This is a genomic window from Rhizobium sp. 16-488-2b (genome assembly GCF_017741815.1).
GTDB lineage: Bacteria > Pseudomonadota > Alphaproteobacteria > Rhizobiales > Rhizobiaceae > Rhizobium.
Genome location: NZ_JAGHMF010000034.1, coordinates 331504 through 349599 on the forward strand (window position 1 = coordinate 331504; position 18096 = coordinate 349599).

Below are 18096 nucleotides of genomic sequence, written 5' to 3' on the forward strand. Positions count from 1 at the left end.
TGATATCATCCAATGGCGGCGCCGCCAGCGTGGCGCCGAGAGCAAATGATCGCGATCAGGCGGCGCAGCATCGGTCTATTCGTGTCGTGGGGTTTCCGCCTCTCTCTTTGCATGACACTGATTGGCCCGGCCAGCGCTGCTGAGATCATCGAGGCTCAGCCGGAGGCAGCCTGCCTTTATACGCGCTCGATGACCGGCTCGGCGGAGACGCTTTGCATTCGCAAGGACAGTTTCAACCGCGATCTCTGCGGCGCGATCGAACGCACCGCGACCGAGCACGACCTGCCGCCGGACTTCTTCGCCCGGCTGATCTGGCGCGAGAGCCGGTTCAGGCCGGACGCGCTGAGTTACAAGGGTGCGCAGGGTATCGCGCAGTTCATGCCGGGTACCGCCAAGCTGCGCGGCTTGCAGGACAGTTATGATGTTCTGGAAGCCTTGCAGAAATCGGCCGAATATCTCGACGAATTGCGCGACCGCTTCGGCAATCTAGGTCTCGCGGCGGCAGCGTATAATGCCGGCGAAAACGGGCTGTCCAACTTCCTCAATGGCGGCGGCCTGCCGACGGAGACGCGCAGTTACGTGATGGCGATTACCGCCCATAGCGTCGAGGAGTGGAAATCCTCGGCCCCCGACAAGGCGGCGGGTCCCTTGGCCGAGGATAAGCCGTTCATCGAAAGCTGTGTTGCCCTTGCCGATCGCCGCAAGATGGCCGAGCCGGCTTGGCGGCCGGAAGGGAACTGGGCGCCATGGGGCGTGCAGATCGCGGCGAGCGCCAATCCTGATGTCGCCCGTCGTCTCTTCTACGAGGCTGTCGCGCAGTTTCCGGCGCCGCTCGATCAGGAGCAGCCGCTGATTCTGCGGCAGCGCGACCGCAGCTTCGGCTTTCGGCCGCGCTATGTGACCCGCATCGCGCGGCAGACGAGGGAGGAGGCCAATGATGTCTGCAAACAGATCCGCAAGACCAACCAGATCTGTCTGGTTTTCAAGAACTGAGGCGTTGCGCTCGGTGGCATTCGCGATCTTCCGCGATGCCCCCGGCCTATTCGGCGAATTAAATTGCACGGGTGTGCAAAAAATGAATTCCGGCCCTATCTTGTCATGTCACTGTTACGCGTCGGCGATAGCAAAACCACAGTCCTAAGGGCAATGCCCCAAAACCGAATGGAGACGGTCATGAACAGACGCGAGTTTCTTGTCACATCATCGGCGGCAGCCGGTCTGCTGGCCCTGCCACGCTTTGCAATGGCTGCAGATGGGACGATCAACCTCTACAGTGGCTCCGACGCCAACATCATCGATTTCTGGAACAACACCGTGCTTCCGGCCTTCAAGAAGGCCCACCCTGAAGCTGCCGTGAAGGTCACCGATGCAGGCGACAACGCCGGCTTGCGTGCGATTGCAGACCGCGCTCTGGCAGCGCTCAAGTCGAAGACCGATCCGCAGTCGGATATCTTCGAACACTTCGATCCGCGTTTGCCTGCTGGCGCTATCGATGCCGGCCTCTGGGTCAAGTTCTCGGCCGAAAACATCGACGGCTTCGCGAACGTCAATCCGCTGAGCGTCGACAGCGAATACTCGCTCCCCTATCGCGGTTCGCAGGTGCTGCTCGCCTACGACAAGACCAAGCTCGACCCCAAGGATGCGCCGAAGACCTGGGAACAGCTGACGGCCTGGATCAAGGCCAACCCTGGCCAGTTCATCTACAACCGCCCGGACAAGGGTGGCTCTGGCGGCAACTTCGTGCGCCGCGCGATCCACGAGGCCAACGGTCGTGATCCGAAGAAGTTCACCACAGATAACTACACCGCCGAGCTTGGCAACCAAATGCTGACGCCGGCTTGGGCGATCCTCAACGATCTCGCGCCGTCGCTGTACGAAAAGGGCGCCTACACGGCCGGCAACACACAGTCGATCCAGCTGCTCGCCCAGGGCGTTGTCACGATGACGCCTGTTTGGTCCGACCAGGTTCTGCAGGCTCTGTCGCAGGGTGTCCTGCCTGAGACGACGGGTCTTGTTCAGCTGAGCGATCTGGCGCTCTGCGGCGGCTTCTCGCGGATGACGGTGTTCTCCAACGGTGCCAACAAGGACGCCGCGCTCAAGCTCGCGGCCTTCATGCTGACCAAGGAAATCCAGGAAGCGATCATCACCGAGATCGGTGGCTTCCCCGGCGTTTCCTGGGATCATATCTCTGACGAACTCCGCCAGAAATACGCCGATGTCATCCCGACCACGATCCCGACCTTCCCGGCCGGCGATTGGGAAAGCAACATCAACGACGGTTGGTACCGTAACGTTGCTCCGGGCATCAGCCGCACCTGATGCGTAAAGGCATGACATTATCGCTGCCGGCGCGGGCAACCGCGCCGGGCAAAGCGCAAAATCCGGTAGGGCTTCTTCTGGTCGCCCTGCCGGTGTTCCTGCTCGGATGGCTGATCGTCTACCCGATCTTCTCGGCCGTGATCACCACGGTGTTCGTCCCGCAGGCGGATGGCACGAGGTCGGTATCGCTGGCCTCCTATGCGTTTTTCTTCAGCGACTCCTACAGCCTCGCCAATCTCTGGGTGACGTTGTGGACGACTGTCGTCTGTGGCGTTCTGCTGCTGGTGATCGGCTTGCCGATCGCGCTCTATCTGCGCTTTTCGCAGGGACGTCTTCCCGCCTACGTGCAGGGTATGGCGATTTTCCCGATGTTCGTGCCATCGATCATCCTGTCCTACGCACTGATCCGCACGATCGGGCCCAACGGCACCGTCGATCTGCTGTTGAACGCTGTCGGACTGCCGAAAATCCCGTCGCCCTATCTGACCCCATGGGGCCCTGTGATCGGGCTGGTGTGGGACAATCTTCCGTTGACGGTGCTGATGCTGACGGCCGGGCTTGGCAATATTCCGAAGAGCTCGGTCGAGGCCGCACGTGATGTCGGCGCGTCGCCGATGCGCGTTTTCGTCTCGATCATCCTGCCGCGCATGGGCAATTCGCTCCTGGTCACGGCATCCTTCGCCGTCCTCGGCATCTTCTCGTCCTTCACTTTGCCCTATGTGCTCGGCCCGGCATCGCCGGAAATGATGGGACCGTTCATGCAGCGGACCTTCTCCGATGTGAACGATCCCCTGAATGCGCTGACGCAGGCGGTGATCTCCTTCGGCTTCTGCCTGGTCTTCGGCATCTTTTATGTGCGCTCGATCGCCAAAAACCGGGAGGCGTCGCGATGAAGATCGCAAGCAAGGTCAACGGTTCCGAGATCGATTGGGCGGGCATCCTGTTTGCCGTGCTGCTCACGCTCTTCATCGCCGTGCCGCTGATCGTGGTCGGCACCTGGGCTTTCACCGAGGTGTGGCGCTATCCGTCGGTCATTCCGCAGCAGTTCGGTTTCCGCTTCTGGTCGCAGACGCTGTCGCGCGCGGATGTTTGGGACGCGCTGTTCCTCAGCCTGCGGCTGACGACGACGGTCACGCTTCTCTCCGCCATCATCTGCCTGCCTGCGGCCTACGCTTTCGCGCGCATGTCGTTTCCCGGAAAGAACGTGCTCTTCCTGTCGTTCCTGGCATCGCACGCCTTTCCGAAGTTCGGCCTGCTGGTGGCGATCGCCGGCATCTTCCTGAAGCTTGGGCTGATCAGCACCTTCTGGGGCGTGGTGCTGATCCAGCTCGTCGGGACGCTGATGCTGATGATCTGGATCCCGGTGGCGGCTTTCCAGAACATCGATCGCCGGATGGAAGAGGCCGCGCGCGATGCGGGCGCCGGGCCATTGCGGGTATTCTGGTCGATCACGCTGCCGCAGGCAGCGCCAACGATCTTTGCCGCATTGCTGCTGACCTTCGTCGGCACATTTTATGAAACCGAAGGCGCCTGGCTGATTGGCGCGCCTGAAATACGCACCATGCCGGTTTTGATGATCACCTTCATCAACAACCAGATCGTGGTGCAGTATGGCGCCGTTCTCTCGGTGATGCTCTGGGTGCCGTCGTTCATCGCGCTGATGTTTGCCCGCCGTGTCGTCGGAACGGGTGCGTTTGCTCGCGGCTTCGGCGCGTGACGTTAGGATCGGGCTTCGCCCGAGGAAAGGCTTGATATGGCACGCTTGACGATCAAGAACGTCTCCAAGACGTTCGGCACCTCGTTCGCGGTCCGTGATTTCTCGCTCGATGTGGAAGACGGCGAGCTCGTCTGCCTGCTTGGTCCATCCGGGTCCGGCAAGTCGACGCTGCTTCGCATGATCGGCGGCTTCGAGCAGCCGAGCGGCGGCTCGATCCTGATCGATGCCAAGGATGTGACGACGCTTCCGCCGGAAAAGCGCCCGACGGGTATGGTCTTCCAGAGCCACGCGCTCTGGACCCATATGGACGTCTTCAACAACATCGCCTTCGGCCTCAAGCTTCGTCGCCTGCCAAAGGCCGAGATCCGCGAGCGTGTCGAAAACGCTTTGGCGCTGGTCGGCCTTGCCGACTACGGCCGGCGCATGACGACGCAGTTGTCGGGTGGCCAGCAGCAGCGCGTGGCGTTGGCCCGCTCGCTGGTGCTGGAGCCAAAGATCCTGTTGCTCGACGAACCATTCGCCAGCCTCGACCAGCATCTGCGCGAACGGCTGCGCGAGGAAGTGCGCGACATCCAGCAGCGCGTCGGCATCACCACGCTCTTCGTCACCCACGGCCAGGATGAGGCATTGGCGCTCGCCGACCGCATCGTCGTCATGCGCGACGGCAGCACCGAACAGATCGCACCACCAGACATCGTCTACCGCGAGCCGCAGACGGAATTCGTGGCCGGCTTCATCGGCTCGATGAATTTCGTCAAGACCAGCATTCGTGGCGGCGTCAGCCAGCATCCGGCCTTTCCCGTTGCCGTACCGATCGAAGATGGCGACGTCGTCCTTGCGTTCCGTCCCGAGGCGCTGTCGCTACAGCCATCGAAGACGCTCTCGACCGCGATCGTCCATCGCAGCATCGATTTCGGCACGCACAAGATCGTGGATATCGACCTTGCCGACGGGACGCGCTTGAAGGCGATGACGGCACCGGATAGCAGCTGGGTCAAGGGCGCGGGCATCGAGCCGACGGCTTCCGCATTCCGGGCATTCCGCGACAACCAGCTGGTCTACCAATCGGCAAACTCAGGCGAGCGACATCATGATCGAATCCTTGGCAACGCTTGACCGCAGCGGCATCGCGATCGATCAGGCGGGCCACAAAACCTGGCTGAAATGGCATCGCGGCCACCGCTATGCCGGCGATATCTCGTTTACGGGACAACGCATTGCCGAGGCGATGGCGCTGGGCGCCAGCATCGAGATCGATCTCGTGCGTTACAATGGCGCCGGCTTCGCCGTCCTGCACGACGAGACGCTGAACAAGGCGACGACGGGCGAGGGGCGTGTGATCGATGCGACGGAGAGCGACTTGCGCGTTCTCCATCTGCGCGACCCCTTCGGCGAGCCGACGGCCCACAAGGTCATGCTGATCGATGATCTCGGCCAACTGCTGAAGCGCGTCGGCCGCGACGGTGGTGCTGTGCTGCAGCTCGATCTCAAGGAAGATTCTCCTGATATCCGCGAAGAGGATATCGCCGCCTTCGCCGCCGCGATCTCGCCGGTCGCAAAGTCGGTCATTCTCTCGGCAGGTGATCCCGAGGCTGTGGAACGGTTGTCCCAAGCCGTGCCGGACATGCCGATCGGCTACGACCCCTGCCACCATGGCGCGATCGAGCGGCTGAAGCAAAGCCGCGACTTCGACGGTTTTGTCGCTGATGCCGTGGCTGCCTCGCCACGCGCGCGGATGATCTACCTGCATCATCAGCTGGTGCTGTTTGCCGACGATGCCGGATACGACCTCGTTGCGGCCTTCCATCGCGCCGGGCGCAGCATCGACGCGTACACGATCAATTCGGCAATTCCGGCCGCATTGCCTGTCGTGCGCCGCCTTCTGGCGCTGAAGGTCGACCAGATCACCACCGATGACCCGGTCGGTCTGGAAGCATTGCTTCTCGGCTAGGGCTGTTAGCCCTCGAAGCCTTCTACGAGCCAAGGGTGCAGCGCGGTGTTGGCTGCAAGAATGTCGCCGTTCGCCGTGACGGGGCCGCCCTTGAAGGCTGAAACCGTGCCTCCGGCTTCTGTCACCAATAGCGCGGCCGCGCCGTAATCATGCTTCGATAGGCCATCCTCAAAGAAACCGTCCAGACGGCCGCTTGCGACGTAAGCAATCGACAATGCCGCCGACCCCAGCCGCCTTACGCCGGCGGTGTTGCCCATCAATCGCTTCAAAGCCTCGAAATAGACGTCCGCTGCAACGGCCTTGACCTGGCCGGGAACCGGCAGACCAGCGCCGACCACGACGTTTTCGATATCGGCATTGTCGACGCAGGAAATGCGCTCGCCGTTGAGATAGGCGCCGCCGCCGAGCTCGGCGCTGAACAGCTCGTCGAGCATCGGGTCATAAACCACGCCGGCGACGATCCGGCCGCCTTCGGCGATCGCGATGGTCATGCCGAAATGCGGGATACCCCAGGCAAAATTAGTCGTCCCATCGATCGGATCGATATAGATGATCGGGGCATCCGCACCCACCACCCGGTTGCCGACGTCTTCCTCGCCCTTGATGGAGTAGGAGGGAAAGGCCGCGATCATATCGGTCACGATGATCCGCTCGACAGCAACGTCGATCTCTGTCTGGTAATCGCGCGGCCCCTTCGACACCACATCGCTGATGCGCCGGCGCTGCAACGACCGGCGAGCCGTTTCGCCGGCTTTCACGACCGTCGTCGCGAGAGTGATCAGGCGCGGGGAGGCGGTCGGAGAAAGACGCGAGGAGACGAGGGAGGATGTCATTGGGAACCCGGGTGATGAAACTGCAATACGGCCAGCACGCATGGCAGAGCCGCGTGACGATTTCGTGACGTACGCGGCGCTTTCCAAGCATGATGTTGAGGCCAACCTTGGCACGCCTCAAATCGGCTTGCGTCCGGATAGCTCGCGGAATGACGGTCGTTCGCCTTGCCCGCGCCGAAGCTTTCCAGCGCGCGCCCGGCGACCCAGCTCTGCCGAGAGCTACCCGATCGCGCGTTCCGCCTCGCCATCGCGTGAGCCAACCAGCAGATCCCTAACATTTGCGAGCGTCGCTGCGATCGAGCGTGGCTGTAACGAATAGAACACGGATTGCGAGGCGCGCCGCGTCGAGACGAATTCGCAGGCACGCAGGATCGCGAGATGCTGGGAGAGCGCCGATTGGCCGAGGCCGAGTTTCTTGGCGAGCACGTTGACCTGGATCTCGCCCTCGGCGAGGTTGGTCAGGATCGCAAGGCGGTTGGCGTTTCCGAGAACCGCAAGCTGCTCCGCCAGAGCAGCAATGCTCTGCGGGTTCCGATTGTCTTCCTGCATATGATTTTCCCAATGAATAGGCGGGAATCGTCGTCCACGATATCGCGCGGTCCGCCGTCCCCGGAAGTTTAAGCACGAAATTTAACGACTAGCCCGATACGGCGGGCAGTCGCGCGAAGGTCGACGGATGAATGGATTGGAAGCCAATGTGGAAGCCGGCGGAACGAAGCCGTGGCGGCAACAGCGCATTTTCCGCCATAAGGGGCGGCTGGCCATGCTGTGATGGAATAGTGGACATCATGTTCACCCGGTTGAAGTTACTCTGCCACAATCGTTCACAGTGTTGAAAAGATGGTTAACGACTGCGCTCCAAACCCATGAAAAGTTAGAGTTCTAGCTGCCGAGCGCACTCGCATCGGCAGACGATGTCATGGCCAAACATCGTCCTGCATGCGGGCGCGGCTGTTGCTGAAAATCGGTGTTGGTCGATCTAAAGTAATATTTTTTTTGCTGAATTGAGGTATCTGCACGGACGGCCTTGGTTGACGCGCATGAAAGCTGTAAAGACCTCGGTTGATGAACACTGCCGTTCGGTGGCGCTGCGCGTCGGCGCCCCACACACCATGACGTTGGGATTGCGATGAACCTGTACTTGGAATACCTGGCCGAAATCAAAAGCAGAGAAACTCAAGGGCTCGCCCCCAAGCCGATCGATGACGGCGCGCTGACCGGCGAAATCATTGCCCTGATCGAGGATGCCGGCAGCGAATATCGCGCCGATGCTTTGAAGTTCTTCATCTACAACACGCTGCCGGGCACGACGAGTGCCGCCGGCGTCAAGGCCGCCTTCCTCAAGAAGATCATCCTGGGCGAGACCATCGTGCCCGAGATCACGCCGAAATTCGCCCTTGAGCTGTTGTCGCACATGAAGGGTGGCCCGTCGGTCGAAGTGCTGCTCGACGTAGCGCTCGGCAATGACGCCGAAATTGCCTGTCAGGCCGGCGACGTGCTGAAGACCCAGGTTTTCCTCTACGACGCCGACATGTTCCGCCTGCGCGATGCCTACAAGGCCGGCAATGCCGTCGCGAAGGACGTTCTCGAGAGCTACGCTAAGGCCGAATTCTTCACCAAGCTTCCCGATGTCGAAGACGAGATCAAGGTCGTGACCTTCATCGCCGCCGAAGGCGACATCTCGACCGACCTTCTTTCTCCCGGCAACCAGGCGCACTCGCGCTCCGACCGCCAGCTGCACGGCCAGTGCATGATCACGCCTGAAGCACAGACCGAGATCGTCGCCCTGCAGCAGCAGCACCCGGACAAGCGGGTCATGATGATCGCAGAAAAGGGCACGATGGGCGTCGGCTCCTCGCGCATGTCCGGCGTCAACAACGTGGCGCTGTGGACCGGCAAGCAGGCAAGCCCCTACGTTCCCTTCGTCAACTTCGCCCCAGTCGTCGCCGGCACCAACGGCATCTCGCCGATCTTCGCGACCACCGTCGACGTTACCGGCGGCATCGGCCTCAACCTGAAGAACTGGGTGAAGAAGCTCGACGACAGCGGCAAGCCGATCCTCAACAATGACGGCAACCCGATCCTCGAGCAGAAGTTCTCGGTCGAAACCGGCACCGTGCTGAAGATCGACGCGAAGAACAAGAAGCTGCGCGACGAAGCCGGCAACGAGCTGGTCGATGTCGCTTCTTCCTTTACGCCACAGAAGATGGAGTTCATGAAGGCCGGCTCGTCCTACGCCATCGTCTTCGGCAAGAAGCTCCAGACCTTCGCCGCCCAGACGCTCGGCGTCGAAGCGACCCCGGTCTTCGCACCGAACAAGGAAATCGCGATCGACGGCCAGGGCCTGACCGCTGTTGAGAAGATCTTCAACCGCAACGCTGTTGGCGTGACACCTGGCAAGGTGCTGCATGCTGGCTCCGACGTGCGCGTCAAAGTCAACATCGTCGGCTCCCAGGACACGACAGGTCTGATGACCGCGCAGGAACTGGAAGCGATGGCGGCAACCGTCATCTCGCCGCTGGTCGACGGCGCTTATCAGTCGGGCTGCCACACGGCATCCGTCTGGGACAAGAAGGCCCAGGCCAACATTCCGAAGCTCATGTCCTTCATGAACAACTTCGGCGTCATCACCGCCCGCGATCCGAAGGGCAGCTACCATGCAATGACCGACGTCATCCACAAGGTGCTGAACGACATTACCGTCGACGACTGGGACATCATCATCGGCGGCGACAGCCACACCCGTATGTCGAAGGGCGTCGCCTTCGGTGCCGACTCCGGCACTGTCGCGCTGGCGCTCGCCACCGGCGAAGCCACCATGCCGATCCCGCAGTCGGTCAAGGTCACCTTCAAGGGCACGATGCAGCCCTACATGGACTTCCGCGACGTCGTGCATGCCACCCAGGCACAGATGCTCAAGCAGCATGGCGACAACGTCTTCCAAGGCCGCATCATCGAAGTCCATATCGGCACGCTGCTCGCCGACCAGGCCTTCACCTTTACCGACTGGACGGCCGAGATGAAGGCCAAGGCCTCTATCTGCATCTCCGAAGACGAGACGCTGATCGAGAGCTTGGAGATCGCCAAGTCGCGCATGCAGATCATGATCGACAAGGGCATGGATAACGAAGCGCAGACCCTGAAGGGCCTGATCGCCAAGGCCGACCGCCGTATCGCCGACATCCGCTCGGGCGAAAAGCCGGCGCTGACGCCGGACGATAACGCCAAGTATTTCGCGGAAGTCGTCGTCGATCTCGACCTGATCGACGAGCCGATGATCGCCGACCCAGACGTCAACAATGCCGACGTCTCGCGCCGCTACACCCACGACACAATCCGCCCGGTCTCCTACTATGGCGGCACCAAGAAGGTGGACCTCGGCTTCGTCGGCTCCTGCATGGTGCACAAGGGCGACATGAAAATCGTGGCGCAGATGTTGAAGAACATCGAGAAGAACGAGGGCAAGGTTGAGTTCAAGGCTCCGCTCGTCGTCGCCGCTCCGACCTATAACATCATCGACGAACTGAAGGCCGAAGGCGACTGGGAAATTCTCCAGAAGTATTCGGGCTTCGAATTCGATGACGTGAAGCCAAAGACCGCGAACCGCACCGAGTACGAGAACATCCTCTATCTCGAGCGTCCGGGCTGCAACCTGTGCATGGGCAACCAGGAAAAGGCCGAAAAGGGCGACACCGTTCTCGCCACCTCGACCCGTCTGTTCCAGGGCCGCGTCGTTGAAGATACGGCGGAAAAGAAGGGCGAGTCGTTGCTCGCCTCGACTCCGCTGGTGGTTCTCTCCGCGATCCTCGGTCGTACGCCGAGCATCGAGGAGTATCGCGTCGCCGTCGAAGGCATCAACCTGACGAAGTTCGCTCCGCCGAAGACGACGCCGATCGACAGCCGGTCCGTCCACTACTAAGATCTGATCTGACAAAAAGGCCCCTCAATGCAGTTCATTGAGGGGCCTTTTTTTGTTTGGGACAATGAATTATCGGCGGTTGTTGCGATCAATCATTCACCAAATGGCGCGCTGCTTCACTGCACTTCGTTGACGTAGCGATGATTGGCGGTCGTGGCGCGGTGAGAGGATATGAGAACCGGAGCCGCGAGTTGATCGTAGGCGATCTCGTCAATCGTCAGCACTGCGAAAGGCTGCTGCAGATCAAGCCAACGTGCATCCTGTTCCGTCGCCAAATCCGCCCCGATCTGCTCGCGTATCGCTGAAATGCGGATGTTGTAGGCGTCCAGCAGGTGGAGATAGAAGAGCGGTGGGATATCCTCCGGCCTGTCGGGGAAGTCCGGCACGCGTGACAGCGGTAGCGTCAGCGTTTCATGCATGATCGGCCGTTCGTCGACGCTGCGCACGCGGTGAAATGTCACGATCTCGGCGCCCTCATCTATCTGTAGCTTTCGCGCGTCCTGCGCCGAAGCCGTCCCGCGCGCGATCTCAGTCACCCGAGTAACCGATTGTCGCAGCGAGCCATCGAGACCATGCAGCCGGAAGTACTGGAAGAACAAGCGCAGGCTGTGTTGCGGCTGTCGGCCGGTGACGATCGTGCCGGTCTTGCGACGCCGGCTGAGCAATCCGTCATTGGTGAGATCCATCAATGCGCGTCGGATAGTGCCGACGGCGACCCCGTAGGTTTGCGACAGCGCCACTTCGCTCGGCAGGACAGAGCCCGGAGCGAGTTTCCCAAGCATGATCGCCTCTGTGATCTGGCGCTTGACGACCTCATAGAGCGGGACGGACAACTCGCTCAATCGCGGCGCATCTGCTGAAATAATGGGCAAGTCAGGCAATTATTTGCCTCTTCTTTGGAGTTGACTCATGGAATGGATGTAAGCAGTATTACTATATAGTTTATATGAAAGCGCAAGCTAACGAGCCGGCGCATGCATGCCGAGGACGTACCATGTCTGAGCCGAAATCTGTCCCGCATCAAGACGCTTTCGCGTTGGCCATGGCAGTGATCGAGCGCGATATCGAGACGGCTGTGCAGGATCTGGCGCGCATGGTGGCTGTCGATACGTCCTTTCCACCCGGTCTTGGCTATGACGCCTTTGCTGATCTGATGACCGAACTGACGGCGCCGCTTGGCTTTGAGTTCGAGCGGGTGACGGTTCCTCGCGATCTCTGGTATGTCGCCGGCGGCCCGGCCTCTGGCGAGCGCACCAACCTCATCGCCAGCCGCGAGACCGGCCGCCCGATCTGTGGTCTCTACTACCATGTCGATACCGTTCCGGTGGCCCCGGGCTGGTCACGCGATCCGCTGGCGCTGACGGTCGAGGGCGATAACCTCTACGGCCTCGGCGCCGCCGACATGAAGGGCACGATCGCCGCAACGCTTCTGGCTCTGCGCGCAGCCAAGGAAGCCGGAGCCTCGCTTGCCTACGACCCGATGCTGCTACTCTGCACCGACGAGGAGGGTGGGCTCTACCCCGGCATTCGCTATCTGGCCGAGCAGGACATGCTCAAGGGCCACATCCTCAACTTCAACGGATCTGCCGCACCGCGCGTCTGGGCCGGCTGCTTCGGCATCTTCAATCTCCAGGTGACGATTACCGGTCATGCTGTTCATGCCGGCGAGGGCAACCGCACCGGCTCCGGCGTCAACGCGATCGAAGGCGCGCTGCCGGTTCTGAACGCATTGGCGGCCCTCAAACCCATCGTGGCTACCCGCACGTCGAAGCTGGCGCCGCCACCGCATGCCAGCGGGCCGCTGCGGCCACAGCTGACGATATCCGCGGTCAATGGCGGAACGGCCGGTGGTCAGGTTCCGGCGGAGATCAAGATCCTGGTCAGCCGCCGCTATGCGCCGGAAGAGAGCTACGAGCAGGCGAGGGCGGAAGTCGAGGCTGCGATCCGCGACTGTGTCGCAGGCAGCGATCTCGGTCTAGCCATCGACATCGTGGGGCACCTCATCCCGACCGACGATCCCGATGGTCCGCACTGGCCTCGTTGGCAGCAGGCACTGTCGCTGGGCTTCGGCTATCAGCCCGAGGATTTTCACAAGTGGGGCGCGGCGAGTTGCTCGGACTTTGGCTACGTCCAAAAGGCGGGTTTCGGCCCCGAGGTGCTTCTGGGCGGCCTCGGCCGACCTGAGAGCTGCATTCATAGCCCGGAAGAACACACGACGCGACAGGATATCGTCGCGCTGGCCAAGAGTATTCTCGCCTATCTCGCGGCCGATTTCGCCGCCGACGCCATTCCAGAACACCGCATCTAGTCATATCAAAAGAGGGAACTGACACATGTTGGAAATGAAACGCCGCTTCTTCCTGGCCGGCACCGCCGCCATTTTTGCCGCGCCGGCGTTGGGCCTGGCGCAATCGGCAACGCCTGCAAGAGGCGGCACGCTGCGTATTTCCATCGATCAGGCGGCGAGCGTCATCCATCCGCTGCTGACGCGCGTCAACCCCGAATACATGGTCACCGAGTTGCTCTACAGCAACCTGACGCGCCTCAAGGTCGACATGTCGATCGAGCCAGATCTTGCCGAGAGCTGGAGCCCCAACGAGGCCCTGACCGAATGGACCTTCAAGCTGCGCACCGGCGTCACCTTCCACGACGGCTCGGCTTTCACGGCAAATGATGTCGTCGCCACCTTCAAGGCCATCCTCGATCCGGCAACGGCGTCGCCCGGCCGCAACAATGTCGGCCCCATCTCCGACATCGTCGCCATCGACGATGCGACCGTGCTGTTCAAGCTCTCGGGCGCTTATGCCGACTTGCCGGTCGCCATGGCCTACACCAATGCGCGCATCATCCCCGCCGCGATCGCCATGGGCGATCTCAAAAGCCTGTCGACCAAGGCTGTCGGCACCGGTCCGTTCAGGCTTGTATCTTACGAGCCGGACCGCCTGATCGTGGTCGAACGCAACGAGAAGTACTACGACCCGGCGCGCCCTTATCTGGACCGTGTCGAAGTTCAGGTCTTCCCTGACAATTCGGCCGAAACCTCGGCCCTGATCGCCGGCGATATCGATGTCATCTCGACGATCCAGCCGACCGAGTTCCTGCGCATCGACGGAACCGACGGTCTCGTCGGCCTGCGCACGCCGTCCGGCCAGTTCTGCAACATCAACTTCGGCTGCGACACGGCGCCGTTCAACGACGCCCGCGTTCGTCGCGCAATCGCGCTGACGGTCGATCGCGAGGCCATGGTTGGCTTCGTGACCGAAGGCTTCGGCACCGAAGGCAACGACACGCCGCTCAATGCTTCCTACCGCTTTTTCAAGGACGTGGCGAAGCGCGAGAAGAACATCGAGGAAGCCAAGAAACTGCTTGCTGAAGCGGGTTTCCCGAACGGTCTCGAAGCAACCCTTATCGCGTCGGATCGCCCGGCGGTTCGCACGCAGCTCGCCGTTGCGCTGAAGGAAATGGCGAAAGAAGCCGGCGTCACCATCAACGTACAGACGATGCCGCACGCGACCTATCTCGAGCAGGTCTGGAAGAAGGGCAGCTTCTACGTCGGCTTCTACAACATGCAGCCCACGCCCGACGGCATCTTCAAGCTTCTCTACACGTCGGACGCCTCGTGGAACGAAACGCGCTGGAACAACAAGGCATTCGATGCACTCATCGCCGAGGCACGCGGCACGATCGACGAAGCCAAGCGCACCGAACTCTACACCAAGGCCCAGGAAATCATGAACGAGGATGTTCCATCGATCATCCCGTCCTTCTTCGACGTTCTGGCCGCAAAGCGCAGCTGGGTCGAAGGTTTCGAAGCGCATCCGCGCGCTTCGGTTTTCCGCCTCGACTACGCTTCGCTCACCGACAAGGCGCCGAAGCGCGGCTGATGACGTCAACTTCGCCGGACGCCTGAACCGGGCGTCCGGCCCTCTTGACCAAGGAACACGCCCCTGTCTCCGAACTACATAGCCAAGCGGCTGGTGATGATTGTCTACACGCTTCTCGTCGTGTCGCTCATCGTCTTCGCCATCACCCAGATCCTGCCCGCCGACGCCGCCGTCATGATGCTGGGCGAAAACGCCACCAAGGATGCGCTTGATGCGCTGCGCCAGAGCATGGGTCTGGACCAGCCGATCTGGCAACAATATGCGACGTGGCTCGGCCATGTGCTGCAAGGTGATCTCGGCACCTCGCTGCGCACCGGCCAGCCGGTCGGCCCGGTCATGTTCGAGGCTCTCGGACGCTCTCTGCTGCTCGCCTTCCTATCTATCGGCATGATGCTGATCCTTGCCATTCCGCTCGGCATCATCGCAGCCATACGGCGCGGCAAGGTCGCCGACATGGTCGTGAGCCTGATCTCCTATGCCGGCGTTGCACTGCCTGAATTCGTCACCGCAACGCTTGCAGTCCTCATCTTCGCCGACTGGATGAAATGGCTTCCACCGACAGGTTACGTGCCGCTGACGGATGATTTTGTCGATGGCATTTCGCATCTCGTCCTGCCGGTCTGCGTCATTTCGATCATCCTGATTGCCCACGTTTCGCGCATGGTGCGCTCCGAACTCGTCGATGTGCTGCATACGGATTATATCCGCGCGGCAAGGCTGAAAGGCATGACGCGTGGACATGTGCTTCGTCGCCACGCGCTGCGCAATGCGCTTCTGCCGACGATCACCATCGTCGCGCTCGATGTGGGTTATCTTCTCGGCGGTGTCATCGTTGTCGAAGAAATCTTCGCCATTCCCGGCATCGGCCGTCAGCTGATCGTCGCTATACAGGCGCGCGATCTGCCCGCCATCCAGGCAGGCGTGCTGATCATGGCCGCCACTTATTCGATCGTCAATTTTATCGCCGACATCCTCTATGCCTGGCTCGACAAGAGGATCCAGTATGACTGAGTTCATGAAACGTCTTCTGAAGACGCCGCAGGGCGCCATCGGCACCTTCCTCGTGGTTTTGGTCCTCGCCATCGTCATTTTCGGCCCGATGGTCGCGCCTTACGACCCGGAAAAGCTGTCGCCGCTTGCCCGTTACAAGGGACCGAGCGCCGCCTACTGGCTCGGTACCGACCAGTATGGTCGTGACATCTTCAGCCGCCTGTTGATCGGCGCGCGCGCCACAGTCGTCATGGCGGTTCTCGCCACCATCGTGGGCACCCTGATCGGTGCACTGATCGGCACCGCCTCGGCCTTCCTCGGCGGCCGCGCCGACGAGTTCATCATGCGTACCATCGATGCCGTCATGTCGATCCCGAGCCTGCTTTTCGCGCTTCTCGTGGTCAATCTTCTCGGCTCCAGCACGGTCAATGCGCTTGTCGCAGTTGCCATCGCCTTTGCGCCGGGCATGGCCCGTATCACCCGAAGCGTGGCGCTGTCGGTGCGCAAGCAGGACTATGTGAATGCGGCAATCGCCCGCGGCGAAAGCTCCGCTTACATCATCCGCCGCGAAATGCTGCCGAATGTGATTGCGCCTATTATCGTCGAGATGACCATCCGCGTCTCCTTCGCCGTGATGCTGTTTGCGACGCTCTCGTTCCTCGGCCTCGGCGCACAGCCGCCGGCTGCCGAGTGGGGCCTGATGGTTTCGGAAGCCCGTCGCTACATGCATCTTTCCGCCGGCATCCTGATCTGGCCGAGCACGGCGATCGCCATCGTCGCCGTCGGCTTCAACCTCCTGGGCGACGGTCTCCGCGATGCCCTCAATCCGCGGACTTGAGGTGACCCCCATGACCATTACGGAAAACAAGCCGGTTCTCGCGATCGAGAACTACTCGCTGGACTACGAGACCTCCAACGGCCCGTATCACGCGCTGAAGAATATCGACCTCTCCATCAGTCGCGGCGAGATCCTCGGCCTTGTCGGCGAGAGCGGCTCGGGAAAGACCTCGCTTGCCTGGTCGATCATGCGCTACCTGCCGAAGAATGCCCGCGAACCGGGCGGACGCATCCTGCTTGGCGGTGACAATCTGCTCGATAATTCCGAGCGGCAGATGGAGGCCATTCGGGGCCGCCGCATCAGCATGGTGTTCCAAGACCCGAGCACGTCGCTCAACCCGACGCTGTCGCTTGGCACGCAGCTGGCCGAAGTTCTCGTCCGCCACCGCGGCCTGACGCGGCAGCAGGCGTGGAAGGAGGGCGAGGAGCGGCTGGCTCATGTGGGCCTTAAGACGCCGGCGCAGATGATGCACCGCATGCCGCATGAAGTTTCAGGCGGCGAAAAGCAGCGCGTCGTTATCGCGTCCGCCTTCGCCTGCAACCCGGAATGCATCATCTTCGATGAGCCGACCACGGCGCTCGACGTGATTACCTCGCGGCAGATCCTCGACCTGTTCGTCGAACTGCAGGCAGAGACGGGTGTCGCCTCGCTCTATATCTCGCATGACCTTGCCCTGGTTGCCCGCACGGCAAGCCGTGTGGCCGTGATCAAGCGTGGCGATATCGTCGAACAGGGCAATGTCCGCGACATCTTCACCAACCCGCAGCAGGATTATACCCGCGAGCTGATCAACGCGGTTCCCGATCCGGCTCATCGTCTGGTGAAGGACGAGGTGGCCGCCGGCGACAAGCTATTGGTCAAGGTTGAGAGTGTCAGCGTGCATTTTGGCCGCAAGCCATTCCTGGCGGCACTGACCGGCAAGAAGACCGAACGCGTCACCGGCAACAACGCGATCAGCCTCAGCGTCAGTCCGGGCGAGATCCTCGGCATCGTTGGCGAAAGCGGCTCGGGCAAATCGACACTGGCCAAGGCGATGACCGGCCTCAACCGGTTCGAGGGCAAGATCTGGTTCGACGGTCGTGAGATCAGAAGCCTCGGCGATATGGACAATGCCTATCGCAAGGATGTGCAGATCATTTTCCAGCATCCTGATGCCTCGCTCAATCCACGCCAGAAGATTTCCGAAATCCTCTCGCGCCCGTTGAAGCTGTTCGGCGACGGCAAGGATATGGAGAAGCAGATCGGCGACATGCTGGAACAGGTGCGCCTGCCGCGCACCCATGCCAACCGTTATCCGCACCAGCTTTCCGGCGGCGAAAAACAGCGTGTGGCGATCGCCCGGGCCTTTGCCTCGAAGCCGAGGCTGGTCATCTGCGACGAGATTACATCGGCGCTCGACGTGTCCGTCCAGGCCTCCGTCGTGGAGCTTCTACTCGAACTGCAGAAGGCAAGCGGCACGGCCTACCTGTTCATTACCCATGATCTCAACCTGATCCGCCAGATCGCCCACCGGATCGCCGTCATGTATCGCGGCGACTTGATCGAGGTGGTGAAGGCCGACGAGATCGATAGTCCAGACCGGGCGGACTACACGCGCCGCCTGATCGAGGCGGTGCCGCGCGCCGCCGCACAATACCAGTGATAC

General features: G+C 61.4%; 15 protein-coding genes. 12 read left to right on the forward strand and 3 right to left on the reverse strand.

The features are described from left to right. Positions 1–45 precede the first annotated feature (45 nt). From J5286_RS24990 to J5286_RS25015, 6 genes are all read left to right on the forward strand, one after another. Positions 46–993, forward strand: a complete 948-nt coding sequence (locus J5286_RS24990) for a lytic transglycosylase domain-containing protein (RefSeq protein ID WP_209192512.1) — start codon at positions 46–48, stop codon at positions 991–993. A 180-nt stretch (positions 994–1173) separates the two neighbouring features. Beyond that, positions 1174–2319, forward strand: a complete 1146-nt coding sequence (locus J5286_RS24995) for an extracellular solute-binding protein (protein WP_047504030.1) — start codon at positions 1174–1176, stop codon at positions 2317–2319. Positions 2320–2330: 11 nt separating this feature from the next. After that, positions 2331–3212: an ABC transporter permease gene (locus J5286_RS25000; RefSeq protein ID WP_245206530.1), complete on the forward strand. Its 882-nt coding sequence runs from the start codon at positions 2331–2333 to the stop codon at positions 3210–3212. Then, complete coding sequence (locus tag J5286_RS25005) at positions 3209–4036, forward strand: ABC transporter permease (protein ID WP_047504024.1); 828 nt, start codon at positions 3209–3211, stop codon at positions 4034–4036. Before J5286_RS25000 ends, J5286_RS25005 begins: the two co-directional genes overlap by 4 nt. 36 nt (positions 4037–4072) lie before the next feature. After that, complete coding sequence (locus tag J5286_RS25010; protein WP_209192515.1) at positions 4073–5152, forward strand: ABC transporter ATP-binding protein; 1080 nt, start codon at positions 4073–4075, stop codon at positions 5150–5152. Beyond that, positions 5127–5987: a glycerophosphodiester phosphodiesterase gene (locus tag J5286_RS25015; protein WP_209192517.1), complete on the forward strand. Its 861-nt coding sequence runs from the start codon at positions 5127–5129 to the stop codon at positions 5985–5987. Before J5286_RS25010 ends, J5286_RS25015 begins: the two co-directional genes overlap by 26 nt. A gap of 5 nt (positions 5988–5992) precedes the next feature. Here J5286_RS25015 and J5286_RS25020 read toward each other — a convergent pair whose 3' ends face one another. Both J5286_RS25020 and J5286_RS25025 read right to left on the reverse strand, forming a co-directional pair. Next, positions 5993–6820 carry an inositol monophosphatase family protein gene (locus tag J5286_RS25020; RefSeq protein WP_209192519.1) on the reverse strand — a complete coding sequence of 276 codons (828 nt, stop codon included), beginning with the start codon at positions 6818–6820 and terminating at the stop codon, positions 5993–5995. A gap of 219 nt (positions 6821–7039) precedes the next feature. Next, a complete protein-coding gene (locus J5286_RS25025; protein WP_209192521.1) occupies positions 7040–7369 on the reverse strand; it encodes an ArsR/SmtB family transcription factor in 330 nt (109 codons plus the stop codon). Positions 7370–7949: 580 nt separating this feature from the next. On the opposite strand from J5286_RS25025, the gene J5286_RS25030 reads away from it, so the two are divergent. Further along, the gene (locus J5286_RS25030; protein WP_209192524.1) at positions 7950–10739 is read left to right on the forward strand and encodes a bifunctional aconitate hydratase 2/2-methylisocitrate dehydratase; all 2790 of its coding nucleotides are present in this window, start codon (positions 7950–7952) and stop codon (positions 10737–10739) included. Positions 10740–10855: 116 nt separating this feature from the next. Here J5286_RS25030 and J5286_RS25035 read toward each other — a convergent pair whose 3' ends face one another. After that, positions 10856–11581: a GntR family transcriptional regulator gene (locus J5286_RS25035; RefSeq protein WP_245206531.1), complete on the reverse strand. Its 726-nt coding sequence runs from the start codon at positions 11579–11581 to the stop codon at positions 10856–10858. A gap of 152 nt (positions 11582–11733) precedes the next feature. Between J5286_RS25035 and J5286_RS25040 the strand changes: the two genes are divergently transcribed. The 5 genes from J5286_RS25040 to nikE all read left to right on the forward strand — a co-directional run bounded on the left by J5286_RS25040 (position 11734) and on the right by nikE (position 18093). Continuing rightward, a complete protein-coding gene (locus tag J5286_RS25040) occupies positions 11734–13047 on the forward strand; it encodes a M20 family metallopeptidase (RefSeq protein WP_209192528.1) in 1314 nt (437 codons plus the stop codon). A 25-nt stretch (positions 13048–13072) separates the two neighbouring features. After that, complete coding sequence (locus J5286_RS25045; RefSeq protein ID WP_209192530.1) at positions 13073–14623, forward strand: ABC transporter substrate-binding protein; 1551 nt, start codon at positions 13073–13075, stop codon at positions 14621–14623. Between the two features lie 63 nt (positions 14624–14686). Further along, positions 14687–15634 carry an ABC transporter permease gene (locus J5286_RS25050; RefSeq protein ID WP_209192976.1) on the forward strand — a complete coding sequence of 316 codons (948 nt, stop codon included), beginning with the start codon at positions 14687–14689 and terminating at the stop codon, positions 15632–15634. Next, complete coding sequence (locus J5286_RS25055) at positions 15627–16451, forward strand: ABC transporter permease (RefSeq protein ID WP_209192532.1); 825 nt, start codon at positions 15627–15629, stop codon at positions 16449–16451. The genes J5286_RS25050 and J5286_RS25055 overlap by 8 nt, the downstream gene beginning before the upstream one ends. 10 nt (positions 16452–16461) lie before the next feature. Next, the gene (gene nikE, locus J5286_RS25060; RefSeq protein ID WP_209192536.1) at positions 16462–18093 is read left to right on the forward strand and encodes a nickel ABC transporter ATP-binding protein NikE; all 1632 of its coding nucleotides are present in this window, start codon (positions 16462–16464) and stop codon (positions 18091–18093) included. Positions 18094–18096 lie beyond the last annotated feature (3 nt).